Here is a 15,703-nt window from a genome sequence, read left to right as displayed (position 1 = left end):
CGGCGGAGCGGAAGAGCGAAAGGGTGGCGGATCAGTCCGCCCCGGCGGTCTCGGTGCAGATGGCCCCGGCCGACGCCCGCGCGCCGTCGCGCAGAAGCTGCGCATAGGCTTCGGCCAGATGGCCCTTCAGGGTCCGGGCCAGCGCCTCGGGGAAGATCTCGCGGACCGAGAGCAGCGCCGCGACCTTGGCCTCGGGCGTCTCGGCCCCGTCGCTCAGCGCGCGCAGCCGCTCGGCCAGCGGGTCGCGCACGTCGATGGGTCGGCCCGCCTCGTCGATGCCGCCGACATAGCGCATCCAGGCCGCGACGGTCAGGATCAGCCCGGGGCTCGCTCGGCCCTCGACAAGGTTGTCGGACAGGGTCGCGAGGATGCGCTGGGGCAGTTTCTGGCTGCCGTCCATGGCGATCTGCCAGGTGCGGTGCCGGATCGCGGGATTGGCGAAGCGCGCGCCAAGCGCCTCAGCATAGGCGGCCAGCGACACGCCGGGCGGCGGGGTCAGCGCCGGGGCGATCTCGTCGGCCCAAAGGTGGCGCACAAAGGCCCCCAGCGCCGGATCGGCCACGGTTTCGGAAATCGTCTCGTGCCCGGCCAGATAGCCCAGATAGGCCAGCGCCGAATGGGCGCCGTTCAGCATGCGCAGCTTCATGTGCTCGTAGGGCGTGACCTCGGTGACCAGTTCGGCGCCGACCGCGCCCCAGTCGGGCCGCGCGTCATCGACGAAATCGTCCTCGATCGCCCATTGCCGGAAGGGCTCGTGCATCACCGGGGCGGCGTCGTGGCAGCCGGTCAGCGCCTCGACGCGGGCGATGTCCTCGGGGCTGGTGGCGGGCACGATCCGGTCGACCATGGTGGACGGAAAGCGGCCCTCGGTGCCGATCCAGTCGGCGAGGCCCGGGTCGATCCGGCTGGCCAGCGCCAGCACCACGCCGCGCACGACGCGGCCATTGTCGGGAAGGTTGTCGCAGGTCAGCACGGTGAAGGGCCGGAGCCCCCGGTCGTGGCGCAGTTGCAGCGCCCGCACCAGATAGCCCGGCGCCGAGACCGGATGGGCCGAGCCCAGATCGTGCAGGATGTCTGGATGATCGAGATTGAGCGCGCCGGTCGCGGGGTCATGGCAATAGCCCTTCTCGGTGATGGTCAGGGTCACGATGCGGATCGCCGGATCCGCCATCGCCTCAAGCACGGCCTGCGGGTCTTCGGGCGCGACCAGCACGTCGCGCAGGATCTCGACCGGATGCGCGACGGCGCCCTCGGGGCCAAGCTCGAGCGCGGTATAGGTGCAGCCCTGCGGCGCCAGCGCGTCGCGGGTGCCGGGCGATTTCAGCGAGACGCCAATGATGCCCCAGGCGCCGCCCGAGCGGGCCACGGCCTCTTCGGTATAGACGGCGCCATGGGCGCGGAAGAAGGCGCCAAGGCCAAGGTGGACGATGCCGGCCTCGGGGGCCTTGGCGGTGCGGGTCATTCGGTCAGCGGGCAAGCCAGCCTCCATCTACGTTCAGGACCGCGCCGTGAATGTAGCGGGCGGCCGGGGAGCAAAGGAACGCGGCGGTTCCGGCGATGTCCTCGGGGGCGCCCCAGCGCCCGGCCGGAATCCGGTCGAGGATCGCCTGGCTGCGCAGGGGGTCCTCGCGCAGCGCCGCGGTGTTGTTCGTGGCGATATAGCCCGGGGCGATGGCATTGACATTGATGCCGCGCCCCGCCCATTCGTTGGCGAGGATTTTCGTCAGTCCGGCCACCCCATGTTTCGCCGCCGTATAGGCCGGGACGCGTATACCGCCCTGAAAGCTGAGAAGCGAGGCGATGTTGACGATGGCCGCGGGCAGGGTGCCCGTCTCCAGACAGGCCCGGGCAAAGCCCTGGGACGTGAAGAAAAGCGCCTTCAGATCGACATCCATCACCGCGTCCCAGTCGGCCTCGGAATAGTCCAGGCTGTCGGCCCGGCGGATGATCCCGGCATTGTTGACGAGGATGCTGTAGCCCTCCCCGGCAAAGAGATCGCGCCCGGCCAACGGGTCGGCCAGATCGAGGATCAGGCTTTGCGCCGCGCCGCCCGCGGCCTCGATCAGGCTCACGGTCTCGTCCGAGGGGCGGCGCCCGGCGCAGGTGACGGCCGCGCCCTGGGCCGCCAGCGCCCGGGCGATGGCCTGGCCGATGCCGGTGTTGGCGCCGGTGACGAAGGCGCGGCGGCCGTCCAGCGAGAACAGGGTCATCGCAGGTCTCCGGGCGCGACCATGTCCATGTCGGTGAAGTCGATATTGTCGCCCGCCATCGCCCAGACGAAGCCATAGCGCCCGGTTCCGGCCCCGGCATGGATCGACCAGGGCGGCGAGAGCGCGGCCTCTTCGTTGGCGACGAAGAGATGCCGGGTCTCGTCGGGCGGACCCATCAGGTGCAGCACCCGGTCCCCGGGCGCCATGTCCCAGTAAAGATAAGCCTCCATCCGCCGGTCATGGGTATGGGGCGGCATGGTGTTCCAGACCGAGCCCGGCTCGAGCACCGTATAGCCCAGCACCAGCTGGCAGCTTTCCATCACCAGCGGGTGGATGAACTGCATGATCGCCCGCCGGTTGGCGGCTTCGGCGCTGCCCAGCTCGACCCGGTTGGCCTCGGCGGGACGGATCAGGCGGGTCCGGCAGGTCCGGTGCGCCGGCGCCGAGGCAAGGTAGAACCGCCCCTCGCCTGCGAAGCCGACCGGCCCCGCCCCCATCCCCAGATACAGCACGTCGCCCCGCGTCATCGCCCAGCTGTCGCCCATCGCGGTGACGGTCCCGGGTCCGCCCAGATTGACGATCCCAAGTTCGCGCCGGTCGAGAAAGCCGGGCGTGCCAGTCTCGGCCACGTGATCGAGCGTCAGGTGCCCGCCCGCGGGCACCGCGCCGCCCAGAACGAAGCGGTCGTAATGGGTGTAGACCAGCCGCAGGCGGCCGTCCTGAAAAAGCCCCTCTGCCAGGAAATGGCGGCGCAGCGCGGCGGTATCCATGGTCCGGGCCTGGTCGGGATGCACCGCATGGCGGGTCTCGACATGAAGCATGCTGTCTCCTTTCACAGAAAATCGTCGCGGCGGGGGGCGAAGCTGTCGATCAGCTCGCCCGCCTCGAGGCAAAGGCAGCCATGTTCGGCCCCCGAGGGGATGACGAAGCTGTCGCCCGGCCCCACCTCGAAGCTCTCGCCCGCGACCGAAAAGCGGCACCGGCCCGACCGCACATGGGTCGCCTGCACATGGGGGTGGCTGTGCAAAGGTCCCTCGGCCCCTTGGGCAAAGCGGAACGAGACCAGCATCAGCTCGGGGTTTTCGGCCAGCACGCGGCGGCGGATGCCGGGGTCGGGTTCGGTCTCGGGATAGGGCATCGGGTTGTCCTTAGTGGAAAAGCCCGGGCAGCCAGAGCGACAGCGCGGGGATGTAGGTGACGGCGATCAGCGTGGCGAGTGCGGCCAGATAGAAGGGCCAGATCGTGCGCATCACCTGCCAGATCGGCACCCGCCCGACGGCGCAGCCGACGAACAGCACGGCGCCCACGGGCGGGGTGCAAAGCCCGATCCCGAGATTGAGGATCAGGATCACCCCGAAATGCACCGGATCGACCCCGAAGGCCTGCGCCACCGGCAGGAAGATCGGCGTGGTGATGACGATCAGCGGCGACATGTCCATGAAGGTGCCGAGGATCAGCAGCACGACGTTGATCAGAAGCAGGATCACCAGCGGGTTGTCGGACAGGTCCGCCAGCAGCGCGACCAGCTGCGCGGGCACCCGCAGGAAGGCCAGAAGCCAGCCAAAGGCGGCGGCGCAGCCGATCACCATCAGCACCATGGCGGTGGTGCGCACCGCCGCCTTGGTCGCCTCGACGAAATCGGCGAAGCCGAGCGAGCGGTAGACCAGAAGCGTCACCCCCAGTGCATAGACCACCGCGATGTTCGAGCTTTCCGAGGCGGTGAAGACGCCCGAGCGCACGCCGCCGAAGATGATCGCGATCAGGATCAGCCCCGGAATGGCGTTCAGCAGCAGCCCGCCCAGCGCGGCGAGGCCCGGGAACGGCTCGGTCGGATAGCCGCGCCGCAGTGCGACGAGGCGCGCCGCCACCATCAGCGACAGCGCCAGCAAGAGCCCCGGCACGATGCCCGCGGTGAAAAGATCGGCGATCGAGATCTTTCCGCCGGCCGAGATCGAATAGATGATCATGTTGTGCGAGGGCGGGATCATCAGCGCGATGATCGACGAGACCACGGTGATGTTGACCGCATAGTCGGTGCCATAGCCGCGCGCCTTCATCTGCGGCACCATCAGCCCGCCCACCGCCGAGGCATCGGCCGCGGCCGAGCCCGAGACGCCGCCGAACAGCACCGAGGCCGCGATGTTGACCTGCCCGAGCCCGCCCTTGAAATGGCCGACCAGCGCGCCTGCCAGCGCCACCAGCCGCCGGGCGATGTCGCCCCGCACCATCAGATCGCCCGCATAGATGAAGAACGGGATCGCCATCAGCGCATAGACCGAGACCCCTGAATTCAGCCGCTGGAACACCACGACGGGCGGCAGCCCCAGATACAGCACCGTCGCGAAGGAGGCCGCGCCCAGGCAGAAGGCCACCGGCGTACCGATCAGCAGAAGCGTGACGAAGGTGCCGAAAAGAACCCAGAGCTCCATCGCTCAGCGCGCCTCCGTCCCGGGTGCGGCGGACAGCCCGGCATCCGAGCTGGGCTCGATCTCGTGATCGTCGCCGAAGCGGGGCGTCGGCAGCCCGGCCGCGCGGCGGGCCAGCCGTTCCAGCGCGAACAGAACCAGTAACGCGCCGCCGCCGACCAGCGGCAGGAAGTCGAAGGCGCCCGAAATGCCCAGCGCGGGCAGCTTGTTGCCCGCGGTCCGATCGGCCAGTTCGGCGCCAAAGATCACCATGCCCGCGCCGAACCCCGCGACGACAAGGTCCGACACCGAATGGAGCCAGGGCCGCACCCGGTCCGGCAAAACGTAAAGCACCACGTCAAACGACAGGTGATAGCCCTCGCGAAGGCCCACCGCCGCGCCGAGGAAGATGAACCAGCCCATGATCATCACCGCCGCGGGCTCGGTCCATTGCAGCGAGTCGTTCAGCACGTAACGCCAGAACACCTGGGCGGCGATGAAGACGGTCATCAACACAAGCCCCGCCCCCGCCGTCCAGAGCCCGGCCGTGGCAAGCGCGCCGGTGACCCGCGCGACCCATAGCATCGTCCGCTGCACTCTTTCCTCCCCGGTTGCCCCCGCGGAACGGCGCACAACCCGGGCCGCACGCCGCCTGCATCGCTCAGTCGGTGGCCTGAACCCGGGTCACCATGTCCTTCAGCTTGTCCGAGGTGACGTATTTCTCGTAGACCGGCACCATCGCTTCGATGAACGGGGTCTTGTCAATCTCGGTCACGATCTCGACGCCCGCCTCGCGCATCTTCGCCTCCGACTCCGCTTCGCGCGCCGCCCAAAGCTCGCGCATATGCGGCACCGAGTCCTTCGCCGCCGCCCGCACCGCCTCCTGGTCTTCGGCCGACAGCCCGTCCCAGGTCTTTTTCGAGATCACCAGAACCTCGGGCACGATCAGGTGCTGGTCGAGCGTGTAATGCCGGGCGACCTCGAAATGGCCCGAACTGTCATAGGAGGGCCAGTTGTTCTCGGCGCCGTCGATCACGCCTGTCTGGATCGAGGAATAGACCTCGCCATAGGGCATCGGCGTCGCATTGGCGCCGAGCGCGCCGCCGGTCCTCTCCTCCAGCAGCTTGCCCATGTATTGCACGGCCGCGACCGTCGGATAGCCCTCGGGATGGGTGTCCGAGGACCGCAGGGTCCGGTCGCAGGCCAGGGCCGCCGGGGCCAGGGCCACGGTCGCGAGGGCTGCCGAGGCCAGCAGCGCCGCGAGGCGTTTCAGTTGGGTCATGGTCTCCTCCCTGTGGTGGCTGTCACAGCCGGTAGGCCTTCCGGGCAAGCCGGTGGGCGAGGTCGTGGATGACCTCATGGGCCTCGTTCCCGGTCAGCCGTCCGCTGCGGACGAGCGTCGCGAGGAACGCGGCATCGACCCGGCGCGCGACGTCATGGCGGGCCGGGATCGAACAGAAGGCGCGGGTGTCGTCGTTGAAGCCGACGGTATTGTAAAAACCCGCGGTTTCCGTCGCGCTCTGGCGAAAGCGGGTCATGCCTTCGAAACTGTCATGGAACCACCAGGGCGGGCCGAGCCGCAGGCAGGGATAGACCCCCGCCAGCGGCGCCAGCTCGCGCGCATAGGCGGTCTCGTCGAGGGTGAAGAGGATCACCGTCAGCCCCGGTTCCTCGCCGACCGCGTCGAGAAGCGGTTTCAGCGCCCGGACGTAGTCGGTGCGCGTCGGGATGTCATAGCCCTTGTCGCGCCCGTGGCGGGCGAGAACCGGGGCCGAATGGTTTCGGAACGCGCCGGGATGGATCTGCATCACCAGCCCGTCCTCCAGCGACAGCCGCGCCATTTCGGTCAGCATCTGGGCGCGGAAGGCTTCGCGCTCGGCGGCATCGGCCCGGCCGGACCGGACCTTCCCGTAAAGCGCCTCGGCCTCGGCGCTGGGCAGGTCCGCGGTGGCGGCACTCGGATGGCCGTGATCGGTGGCGGTGGCGCCGAAGCCCCGGAAAAAGGCGCGCCGGGCGCGATGGGCGTCGAGATAGCCGTCATAGCGGGCGGGGTCTTCACCCGCGAGGGCGCAGAAGGCCTCGATATTCTGAGTGAAGCCCTCGAAATCGGGGTCGGTCACGGCATCGGGACGGTAGGTGGTGATGACCCGGCCGGACCAGCCGCTGTCGCGGATCCGGGCATGCCAGCGCAGATCGTCAAGCGGGCCTTCGGTGGTGGCCAGCACCTCGATCCCGAACCGTTCGAACAGGGCGCGGGGCCGGTAGTCCGGCCGGGCGAGGCAATCGGCGATCCGGTCGTAGATCGCGTCGGCGGTGGCGGGGCCAAGCGGCTGATCTATGCCGAAGACCTCCTGGAAAGCATGATCGAGCCAAAGCCGCGAGGGCGTGCCTCGGAACAGGTGGTAATGGTCGGCAAAGAGCCGCCAGATCGCGCGGCCGTCGGTTTCGGTCGGGCCGCCATCGGCGCGCGGCACGCCCAGCCGGTCGAGCGGCACGCCCTGGCTGTGCAGCATCCGGAAAAGGTAGTGATCGGGGGTGACGAACAGCCGGGCCGGGTCGGGGAAGGGGGCGTTCTCGGCGAACCAGCGCGGGTCGGTATGGCCATGGGGCGAGACGATGGGCGCTGTTGCCACCGCGCCATGCAGCTCTCTGGCCAGCGTCCGGGCGCCGGGGTCGAGCGGAAACAGCCGGTCTGCGTCGAGCAGCGCCATGGAGCACCCCCCTGAAACCGTCCGGGCCTTCTTTGCGCTGTCCGCCCCGTCGCTGCGTCCGCGGTGGACTCGGGCCTTTGCTGTGACTAATATTCTAGTATATCACTTTTGGCTGCCGCTCAATCCCGATGACCAAACCGATCCTCGCGCCACGTTTCGAGCTGCCCCTGCGGGCCTCGATCGCCGATAGTGTCTTCGCGGAACTGCAACGCCAGCTGTTGTCGCTGGAGCTCGAACCCGGCTCGAAACTGTCCGAGGCCGAGATCGCCCGCGCGATGGGGGTCAGCCGCCAGCCGGTGCGCGACGCCTTCTACCGGCTGGCCAAGCTGGGCTTCCTGCAGATCCTGCCGCAGCGCGCGACCACGGTGACGCTGATCTCGACCGGCGCGGTGATGCGGGCTCGGGCGATCCGCACCGCTCTTGAGGCCGAAACGGTGCGGGTTGCGGCCAGCGCGCTGACGCCTGCCGATTTCGACGTGCTCGACGCGCTGCTGGCCGATCAGGACGCGGCCATCGCCGCTGCCGACCGGCCGCGCTTTCACCGGCTGGACGACCTCTTTCACCGCGAGATCTGCGAGCGTGCGGGGCTTGGCCATTTCTGGGACCTGATCGCCGAGAACAAGGGCCATATGGACCGGGTGCGGATGCTGTCGCTGGCCTTCGCCTCGCGGAATGCCTGGGACGACCATGTGCGCATCGTCGCGGCGCTGAAGGCGCACGACCCCGAGGCCGCCTGCACCGCGCTGCGGGCGCATCTGAGCCGGATCCTGGGCCAGATCGAACGCATCCGCGCCGACAACCTGGCCTGGTTCGCCGACGAGCCCGCGCCGCCCGGCCCCTGACGACGATCTGCCGCGCCCCCTTCGGCCCGCCACAATGATCCGGCGCAAGGCGGCGTCGCGGCCGGGCTGATTCACTTGGGCCATCCGTGGGCGCGCGGCACCGGAGCCAGAACCATGCCAGATCGCAGTCCGAACCCGTCTTCACGCCGCCGGGGCCTGCCGCCCCGCGCCCTTGCCGCCCTTTATCTGGCGGCGATCCTGCTGCCGCTGGCCCTGGCCTGGACCGGCGGGCTCGACCATCGGCGGCTGTCGATGATGCTGGCCGCGGGCGCCGGGATCGCCTCGGCCGCGATGATCCTGATGCAGATGGTCACCAGCGGCCGGTTCGAGGCGGTCTCGGGCCGGATCGGCATCGACGTGACCATGGCCTTCCACAAATGGGCCGCGCCGACGGCGCTGGTGCTGGCGCTGGGTCATGCACTGCTGCTGGTCGGGCCGCCCGATGCCGACCATCCGCACCGGCTGGCGCGGCGGCTTTTCCGGATGGCGACCGAGGACGGGCTGGTCGACGGGCGGCTGGCGCTGGGCCTGCTGGCGCTGATCGTGGCGTTGGCCCTGCTGCGCGAGCGGCTGCCGCTGCGCTATGAAATCTGGCGGGCAAGCCACGCGCTGGGCGCGGTCGCGCTGGTCGGCACGCTGCTGTGGCATATCGCCAGCGACGCGCGCCCGGCGGGCCTGACCCTGCCCTGGTGGGGCCTCTTTGCGCTGGCCGCGCTGGTCCCGGCCGCGGGCGTCTACCTGCGCCGCCTGACCCGGCCCGCCGCAGATGACTGGCGCATCGCCTCGCTGCGCCCGGTGGCCGAGCGGCTTTGGGAACTGCGGCTCGATCCGCCCGCGGGGCGCGGGCTTGCCTTCCGGGCCGGGCAGTTCGCCTGGCTGTCCTTCGGCGGGCGGCGGCTGCCGCTGTACGACCATCCCTTCTCGATTGCCTCGGCGCCGGGCACGCCGGGCCTGCGCTTTCTCATTCAGGAAGCGGGCGATTTTACCCGGCGGCTGGGCCGGCTTGCGTCCGGCACGCCGGTCGGGCTCGATGCGCCGCATGGCAGTTTCGGGCTGGCGGAGGGAGCCGGGCCGGTGCTGCTGATCGCGGGCGGGGTCGGGATCGCGCCGATCCTGTCGGTGCTGGACGATCTGGCGGCGCGCGGCGACGGGCGGCCGGTACGGCTGGTCTATGCCTGCCGCAGCCCCGAGGCGATGGTTCCCGACGATCTGCTGCGCCCGGCCTGCGACCAGCTGGGGGTGGTGCCGCTGAAGCTCGTCGATCGCGGGGCGGGGCCGGGGCTTGCACCCGGCCCGCTGACCGAGGCGCATCTGCGGGCGCTGCTGAACGGGCTCGATCCGGGGGCGACCCAGGCGCTGATCTGCGGTCCGGGACCGATGATGACCATGGCGGCCGATGCGCTTGCCCGGCTGGGACTGCGCCCCGAGATGATCGGCTATGAGCGGTTCAGCTATGCCGTTGCCGAAAGCTCGGCCCGCGACCGGCGAATGCTGTCGGGGTTTGCCGCGCTCTTCGCGGCCATCGGTGTGGCGGTTCTGGCCTTCGCGCTGGTCTGACCGGGGCGAAGGCCGAGTCTCGGCGCGCGCCATGCTTGGGGCGGCGTCCTTTTCGCCCCGGCGCCCGGATTGTGACCCTATTTTGGGCAATGTGTGCCGGGTGGCCGGATTAGGTCCCGCATCGGGCGTTCTGGAACTGGAGCAGATTGACGCAGGGCGGTCCGGCCTTCAGGTTGATCGCGTGGCGGGGCAATCGCGTTTCGTCACACGAGTTTCACCCAAGGCGTTGTGGACACCTTCCAAAAGCCGTCCGGCCTCTCGCTTCTGCGAGACATACGGGCGGCTTTCTTCTTGTGACGGGCTTCCTGTGACGGGGCTGTTGCGAGGGCCGCGCGGTGCGTGGTCCGAGGCCCCGAAGGGCGTGCTTCGAAAGCCTTGTCGGCCGACCCGACACCCGGTTATCCCGACTTGCTTGCCGACCGAGAACGCCGAATAAACGGCAGGTAAAACAGACGTCAAAGAAAAGGCGAAAATTCTCTTTATTGCCACCATCGTGGGGGCGTAGAGCTCGGTGGTAACGAGAGTGTCTCCGGTTTGAGTGGAGCGTGGTCATGAGTGGCAAGACGGTTCTGGTGACCGGAGGCGCAGGGTTCCTTGGCTCGCATCTCTGCGACAGGCTGGTCGAGGGCGAGGCGCAGGTGATCTGCGTGGACAACCTTCAGACCGGCCGGCTCGACAACATCTCGCATCTGATGCAGCGGCGCGGTTTCCGGTTCATCCGGCATGACGTGACCGACCGGCTCGGTATCGACGGCCCGATCGACGAAATCTACAACCTCGCCTGTCCGGCCTCGCCGCCGCAATACGAACGCGATCCGATCCATACCTTCCGCACCAGCGTGCTGGGCGCGATGAACCTGCTGGATCTGGCCGAGGCCAAAGGCGCGCGCATCCTGCAGGCCTCGACCTCCGAGGTCTATGGCGATCCGGCGCTCAGCCCGCAGTCGGAAACCTATTGGGGCAATGTCAACATGATCGGCCCGCGCGCCTGCTATGACGAGGGCAAGCGCGGCGCCGAGACGCTGTTTCATCTCTATCGCGAGGATCGCGGCGTCGATATCCGGGTGGCGCGGATTTTCAACACCTATGGGCCGCGGATGCGCCCCGATGACGGGCGGGTGGTGTCGAACTTCATCGTCCAGGCGCTGGCCGGAACGCCGCTGACCGTCTTTGGCTCGGGCCGTCAGACCCGGTCGTTTTGCTATGTGGACGATCTGGTCGACGGGCTGGTCCGGCTGATGGCCTCGCCCGCGACGGTGAAGGGGCCGGTCAATCTGGGCAATCCCGGCGAGTTCACGGTACTGGCGCTGGCCGAGCTGGTGCTGGCCAAGACCGGCTCGCGGTCGAAGGTCGCGTTCCGGACGCTGCCGGGCGACGATCCGCGCCGCAGGCGGCCCGATATCGCGCTGGCCGAGCGGGTGCTGGGCTGGGGGCCGACGGTTCCGCTTGAGGAAGGGCTTGACCGGACCATCCCCTATTTTGCAGAGGTGATGCATCAAAACGTGGCCGGAGTCTGACGCAGAGTGTCAACGCCAGGTCCCGTTCTCGTCACCGGCGGGGCGGGTTATATCGGAAGCCATACCTGCCGGCGCCTGTCCGACGCCGGATACCTTCCCATAGCCTTCGACAATCTCAGCACCGGTCATGCCGACGCGGTGCGTTGGGGACCGCTGGTCGAGGGCGATGCCCGCGACCGCGCCGCGCTGATCCGGGCGATCCGCGCCCATGCGCCGGTCGCGGTCATCCATTTCGCCGCCGCCGCCTATGTCGGCGAGTCGATGCGCGATCCGGGCTTTTATTACGACAACAATGTCGGCGGCATGATCGGGCTGCTTTCTGCCTGTCGCGAAACCGGGCTCGACCGCGTGATCTTCAGTTCAAGCTGCGCGAGCTACGGTCTGCCCGAGGCGTTGCCGATCACCGAGGCGACGCCGCAAGTCCCGATCAACCCCTATGGCCGGACCAAGCTGATCGGCGAGCAGATGCTGGCCGATTTCGGCCGTGCCCACGGGCTGCGCCATGTCGCGCTGCGCTATTTCAACGCCTGCGGCGCCGACCCGTCGGCCGGGCTGTCAGAGTGTCACGACCCCGAAACCCATCTGCTGCCGCTGGCCTTGTTCGCGGCGGCCGGACGCGGTCCCGCGCTCGAGCTTTACGGCACCGATTATCCGACGCCCGACGGCACCTGCATCCGCGACTATGTCCATGTCAGCGATCTGGCCGAGGGACACCTGCTGGCGTTGCGCCATCTGCAAGGCGGCGGCGCCGATCTGCAGGTCAATCTGGGCACCGGGCGCGGGCACTCGATCCGCGAGGTTCTGGCGGCGGTCGAGCGGGTCATCGGCCGCCCGGTGCCGGTCGTGGAACGGCCGCGGCGGCCGGGCGACCCGCCCGCGCTGGTGGCCGATCCGTCCCGGGCACGCGAGGCGCTGGGCTTCGAGGCCCGGCATCGCGATCTCGACGGCATCCTGCGCGATGCGGCGCTGGCCCTGGGACTGGACGTGACCGATGCCGGGATGGCCTGACGCGGGACTGGCGGGGCTGCCGCCCGGGGCCGATCCGGGCGGGCCGTTTCTGGTGTCGCTCTTCACCCGCGGCCAGCGCTGGCGCTATGGGCTGGCGGCGCTGGCCTGGCTGGGCGCCGCCGTCTTCTTCTGGTCCTGGTGGCTGCAGCCCGCGCATAATATCGGCGGCCTCCGCTTTGCGATCTGCTCGGGGCTTCTGGGCTGGCTGACCTTCCTGCAGGCCTATTTCCTGGCCTTCCTGCTGCAGGCCCGGCGGCCCGTGGGCGATCTGGCCGGGCTAGCGGGCGCCCGCGTCGCCATGGTGGTGACGAAAAGCCCCTCGGAACCCTTCGAGATCCTGCGCGAGACGCTGAGCGCGATGCTGGCCCAGGACTGGCCGCACGACACCTGGCTGGCCGACGAGGACCCCGCGCCCGAGACGCTGGCCTGGTGCGCGGCGCATGGCGTGCAGGTCTCGACCCGAAAGGGCCGGGCCGACTATCACCGCCCCGACTGGCCGCGCCGCACCCGCTGCAAGGAGGGCAACCTTGCCTTCTTCTACGACAGCCACGGCTATGACCGCTACGATATCGTGGCCCAGCTCGATGCCGATCACGTGCCGCAGCCGGGCTATCTGCGCGAAATGCTGCGCCCCTTCCTCGACCCGCGCGTGGGCTATGTCAGCGCGCCCTCGATCTGTTCCTCGAATGCCGCCGACAGCTGGTCGGCGCGGGCCCGGCTATACGCCGAGGCGGCGTTTCACGGGGTCTTGCAGGCGGGCTATTCCAACGGCTGGGCGCCGCTGTGCATCGGCTCGCACTATGCGGTCCGGACCCGGGCGCTGAGACAGATCGGCGGGCTCGGGCCGGAACTGGCCGAGGACCATTCCACCTCGATGCTGATGAATGCCGGGGGCTGGCGCGGGGTCCATGCCATCGACGCCATCGCCATCGGCGCGGGGCCGGCCAATTTCGCCGACATGCTGACCCAGGAATTCCAGTGGTCGCGCAGCCTCGTGACGATCCTGCTGCGCTATACGCCGCGCTATCTGAAGGACCTGCCGCCCCGGCTGAGGCTGCTGTTTCTCTTCACCCAAAGCATCTATCCCGCGCAGGTGGCCTTCATGGCGACCGGGACGCTGATCCTGGCGACGGCGCTGATCTTTGACATGCGGTTCGCCGGAGTGACCTATCCGGCCTTCCTGGGCCATGCGCTGCCGACGCTGGCGGTGTTTCTCGCCATCGGGGCGATGCTGCGCCGCGACGGGCTGTACCGCCCCGCCGGGACGCCGGTGCTCAGCTGGGAACGCATGCTCTTTCCCTGCGTGCAATGGCCCTGGGCCGCCTGGGGTATCCTGATGGCGCTGCGCGACCGGATCTTCGGCGGCTTCGTCGATTTCCGGATCACGCCGAAGGGGGCCGCGGCCGAAGCGCGGCTGCCGGTCCGGCTGCTGGCGCCCTATCTTTGCATCGCCGGGCTGGGGCTGGGGCCGGTTCTGCTGCTGCCCCAGGTCGAGGAGGCTGCGGGCTTTTACCTCCTGTCGCTTTTCAACGGGGCGATCTATACCGGGCTCGTTGCGGCCGTCCTGGTCCATCATCTGACCGAGAACGGGCTTCGGCTGAGGACGCGGTGGCGGGACTTCGGGCCCCATGTCGCGATGCTGGCGCTTCTGGTCGGGCTGAGCGCCGGGTCGGTCTGGGTCCGGGGGGTGCAGAGTCTGCATTTCCTGACTGTCGGTCTTGGCCCGTTTCATGTCACCTCGGCACAGTATGTCGTGTCCGGGGCGGGGCAGGGGGGGCGCAAGAAGCTGCACTATGTGCTGGATTTCGGGCGCGACCCGGATCTCCGGCGCCCATGAGGACCTTCGCAGATGAGACGTGACTCCCTATTCGCCCTCGGTCTGGTCGCCGCGCTCGGGCTGGCGGCTGCCGCACCGGCCGAACCGATCGAGGCCCCCCCGGGCGAGATGCCCTTCGGCGTCTACGACCCGGACGGCGCCTTCGCTGACGATCCCGAAGTGTCGATCGAGCATCTATTCCTGCCCTGGGAAGACGTGTTCCTGCCCAGCCTGATCGAGGCCGACGCCTATGCCCGGGCGCGGAACCGGTCGGTCCTGGCCACGATCGAGCCCTGGACCTGGAACCGGTCGGAACGCAACACTCCCGAGACCCTGCAGGAAGGCATCGCCTCGGGCGATTACGACCGCTACATGGCCTCGATCTGCGCGGTGCTGAACCTCTTCGAAAGCCCGGTCACCGTGCGCTGGGCGCAGGAGATGGAAGACGACAGCGGCCAGTTCATCTGGTCGAACTGGGACCCCGAGACCTACAAGGCCGCCTATCGCCGGATGGTCGATGTCTGCCGCAAGAACGCGCCGAAAGTGGCCTATATGTGGTCGCCGCTGGGCTATGAGGCGCTCGACGCCTATTACCCGGGCGACGACTATGTCGACATCGTCGGCCTGTCGGTCTTCGGGCTGCAGCCCTGGGAAACCGCCATTCTCGGTGAGGAAGAGTCCTTCCAGTCGATCCTGGCGCCGCGCTATGCCCGGGTCGAGCGGTTCAACAAGCCGGTGGTCGTGGCCGAACTCGGCTATTCGGGCCGCGAGGACTATGTCGCCAAATGGACCTCGGAGGTCCGCCAGATCTATCCCGAATTCCCCAATCTGGTGGCCGTGGTCTATTTCAACCAGGTCGAGGTCTATCCCTGGCCCGACGATTTCGGTCTGCCCGACTGGAAGGTCGGCGAACGCATCCTCGCCCCCTGAGGCCGACCTCCAACTGCCTGTTCCGGCATCGTTTTCGGCGGATTCCGGCGCATCCGGCCCGGCCCCGGCGCGCCGCCCGCGCCCCGGGGCGGCGGGGGCGCCGTTTGGGTCTCCCCTTTGCCTCCCGATGGCCACAGAAAGGAACCGTTTACCGGATAGCCTCGTTGGCATCCGTGGGACCGTCATTGCCATGGGGCCGTCCGTCCGGAGCGCGCACGCGTCTCTGTCCGGGACGGTTATCCCGGCAAGGGACGTGTGGGTGCAAGACGGCGAGGGGAATGTGTCATGCCGGATCGCAAGAAAGCAGTGTGCCTGCCCTTGTGTGGCCGCAGGTCGGCCGGGCCGATTGTCGCGCTCGGGGTCGCACTCGCGGCCCTGTCCGGGCCTGCCGCGGCCGAGGGCTTCGCGCCGAACAAGGCCGTCGTCGGCGCCTCGGTCATGCGCTGGCTCGACCCGGCGCCAAAGCCGCCGCAGGCCAGCAAATCCGAACGCAAGGCCGCCGCGCAGGCGCTGGACCGGCGCCACGGTCAGGGCTCGCATATCTGCTCGGCCTCGGGCTTCGGCCAGCGCCCCCGCTGCTTCGCACGCTGACCCGCGCCGGGGCCAGGCGCGTCCCGCAGCCCCTTTGCGGCCGCGCCAGAGCTGGGCTATGCCCGGGGGCGAGAACCGCAAAGGGGGCATCCGATGACAGCCGACAGATGCGCTGG

15 protein-coding genes are annotated in these 15,703 nt (G+C 69.0%); 7 read left to right on the top strand and 8 right to left on the bottom strand.

Annotation, left to right across the window (positions count from 1 at the left end):
* Positions 1 to 31: 31 nt before the first annotated feature.
* From C8N38_RS15735 to uxaC, 8 genes are all read right to left on the bottom strand, one after another.
* Positions 32 to 1,477, bottom strand: a complete 1,446-nt coding sequence (locus C8N38_RS15735) for a mannitol dehydrogenase family protein (protein ID WP_425440050.1) — start codon at positions 1,475 to 1,477, stop codon at positions 32 to 34.
* Positions 1,467 to 2,210, bottom strand: coding sequence for a 2-dehydro-3-deoxy-D-gluconate 5-dehydrogenase KduD (gene kduD / locus C8N38_RS15730; RefSeq protein ID WP_108028109.1), 744 nt, complete (start codon positions 2,208 to 2,210; stop codon positions 1,467 to 1,469). The genes C8N38_RS15735 and kduD overlap by 11 nt, the downstream gene beginning before the upstream one ends.
* Complete coding sequence (gene kduI / locus C8N38_RS15725) at positions 2,207 to 3,031, bottom strand: 5-dehydro-4-deoxy-D-glucuronate isomerase (RefSeq protein WP_108028108.1); 825 nt, start codon at positions 3,029 to 3,031, stop codon at positions 2,207 to 2,209. The genes kduD and kduI overlap by 4 nt, the downstream gene beginning before the upstream one ends.
* A gap of 11 nt (positions 3,032 to 3,042) precedes the next feature.
* A complete protein-coding gene (locus tag C8N38_RS15720) occupies positions 3,043 to 3,348 on the bottom strand; it encodes a cupin domain-containing protein (RefSeq protein ID WP_108028107.1) in 306 nt (101 codons plus the stop codon).
* Positions 3,349 to 3,358: 10 nt separating this feature from the next.
* Complete coding sequence (locus tag C8N38_RS15715) at positions 3,359 to 4,639, bottom strand: TRAP transporter large permease (protein ID WP_108028106.1); 1,281 nt, start codon at positions 4,637 to 4,639, stop codon at positions 3,359 to 3,361.
* A 3-nt stretch (positions 4,640 to 4,642) separates the two neighbouring features.
* A complete protein-coding gene (locus C8N38_RS15710) occupies positions 4,643 to 5,212 on the bottom strand; it encodes a TRAP transporter small permease (RefSeq protein WP_245895773.1) in 570 nt (189 codons plus the stop codon).
* A 64-nt stretch (positions 5,213 to 5,276) separates the two neighbouring features.
* On the bottom strand, positions 5,277 to 5,897 hold the full coding sequence (gene dctP, locus C8N38_RS15705; RefSeq protein WP_108028104.1) for a TRAP transporter substrate-binding protein DctP: 621 nt from the start codon (positions 5,895 to 5,897) through the stop codon (positions 5,277 to 5,279).
* A 22-nt stretch (positions 5,898 to 5,919) separates the two neighbouring features.
* Positions 5,920 to 7,326 carry a glucuronate isomerase gene (gene uxaC, locus C8N38_RS15700; protein WP_108028103.1) on the bottom strand — a complete coding sequence of 469 codons (1,407 nt, stop codon included), beginning with the start codon at positions 7,324 to 7,326 and terminating at the stop codon, positions 5,920 to 5,922.
* A 128-nt stretch (positions 7,327 to 7,454) separates the two neighbouring features.
* Here uxaC and C8N38_RS15695 point away from each other — a divergent pair, with 128 nt between their 5' ends.
* The 7 genes from C8N38_RS15695 to C8N38_RS15665 all read left to right on the top strand — a co-directional run bounded on the left by C8N38_RS15695 (position 7,455) and on the right by C8N38_RS15665 (position 15,587).
* Positions 7,455 to 8,168 carry a GntR family transcriptional regulator gene (locus C8N38_RS15695; protein ID WP_108028102.1) on the top strand — a complete coding sequence of 238 codons (714 nt, stop codon included), beginning with the start codon at positions 7,455 to 7,457 and terminating at the stop codon, positions 8,166 to 8,168.
* Between the two features lie 114 nt (positions 8,169 to 8,282).
* Positions 8,283 to 9,725 (top strand): ferredoxin reductase family protein, encoded by a 1,443-nt coding sequence (locus C8N38_RS15690; protein WP_108028101.1) that lies wholly within the window; start codon positions 8,283 to 8,285, stop codon positions 9,723 to 9,725.
* A 551-nt stretch (positions 9,726 to 10,276) separates the two neighbouring features.
* A complete protein-coding gene (locus C8N38_RS15685; RefSeq protein ID WP_108028100.1) occupies positions 10,277 to 11,242 on the top strand; it encodes a UDP-glucuronic acid decarboxylase family protein in 966 nt (321 codons plus the stop codon).
* A gap of 6 nt (positions 11,243 to 11,248) precedes the next feature.
* Positions 11,249 to 12,250 carry a UDP-glucose 4-epimerase GalE gene (gene galE, locus C8N38_RS15680; protein ID WP_108028099.1) on the top strand — a complete coding sequence of 334 codons (1,002 nt, stop codon included), beginning with the start codon at positions 11,249 to 11,251 and terminating at the stop codon, positions 12,248 to 12,250.
* Positions 12,234 to 14,087 (top strand): glycosyltransferase family 2 protein, encoded by a 1,854-nt coding sequence (locus tag C8N38_RS15675; RefSeq protein ID WP_108028098.1) that lies wholly within the window; start codon positions 12,234 to 12,236, stop codon positions 14,085 to 14,087. Before galE ends, C8N38_RS15675 begins: the two co-directional genes overlap by 17 nt.
* A 12-nt stretch (positions 14,088 to 14,099) precedes the next feature.
* Entirely contained in the window at positions 14,100 to 14,996 is an 897-nt protein-coding gene (locus tag C8N38_RS15670) for a glycoside hydrolase family 26 protein (protein ID WP_108028097.1), read from the top strand.
* A gap of 285 nt (positions 14,997 to 15,281) precedes the next feature.
* Positions 15,282 to 15,587, top strand: coding sequence for a hypothetical protein (locus tag C8N38_RS15665; RefSeq protein ID WP_146176295.1), 306 nt, complete (start codon positions 15,282 to 15,284; stop codon positions 15,585 to 15,587).
* Positions 15,588 to 15,703 lie beyond the last annotated feature (116 nt).

Source organism: Rhodovulum kholense, assembly GCF_003053725.1.
Taxonomy (GTDB): domain Bacteria; phylum Pseudomonadota; class Alphaproteobacteria; order Rhodobacterales; family Rhodobacteraceae; genus Rhodovulum; species Rhodovulum kholense.
Note: the sequence above shows the minus strand (reverse complement) of the source record. Positions and strands in the feature narration are given on the sequence as shown.

Coding starts and splice junctions, on each gene's coding strand:
- C8N38_RS15665 (WP_146176295.1), top strand. CDS start 15,282: ATGCCGGATCGCAAGAAAGCAGTGTGCCTGCCCTTGTGTGGCCGCAGG.
- C8N38_RS15675 (WP_108028098.1), top strand. CDS start 12,234: ATGCCGGGATGGCCTGACGCGGGACTGGCGGGGCTGCCGCCCGGGGCC.
- dctP (WP_108028104.1), bottom strand. CDS start 5,897: ATGACCCAACTGAAACGCCTCGCGGCGCTGCTGGCCTCGGCAGCCCTC.
- C8N38_RS15690 (WP_108028101.1), top strand. CDS start 8,283: ATGCCAGATCGCAGTCCGAACCCGTCTTCACGCCGCCGGGGCCTGCCG.
- C8N38_RS15720 (WP_108028107.1), bottom strand. CDS start 3,348: ATGCCCTATCCCGAGACCGAACCCGACCCCGGCATCCGCCGCCGCGTG.
- kduD (WP_108028109.1), bottom strand. CDS start 2,210: ATGACCCTGTTCTCGCTGGACGGCCGCCGCGCCTTCGTCACCGGCGCC.
- C8N38_RS15670 (WP_108028097.1), top strand. CDS start 14,100: ATGAGACGTGACTCCCTATTCGCCCTCGGTCTGGTCGCCGCGCTCGGG.
- kduI (WP_108028108.1), bottom strand. CDS start 3,031: ATGCTTCATGTCGAGACCCGCCATGCGGTGCATCCCGACCAGGCCCGG.
- uxaC (WP_108028103.1), bottom strand. CDS start 7,326: ATGGCGCTGCTCGACGCAGACCGGCTGTTTCCGCTCGACCCCGGCGCC.
- C8N38_RS15715 (WP_108028106.1), bottom strand. CDS start 4,639: ATGGAGCTCTGGGTTCTTTTCGGCACCTTCGTCACGCTTCTGCTGATC.
- C8N38_RS15685 (WP_108028100.1), top strand. CDS start 10,277: ATGAGTGGCAAGACGGTTCTGGTGACCGGAGGCGCAGGGTTCCTTGGC.
- C8N38_RS15695 (WP_108028102.1), top strand. CDS start 7,455: ATGACCAAACCGATCCTCGCGCCACGTTTCGAGCTGCCCCTGCGGGCC.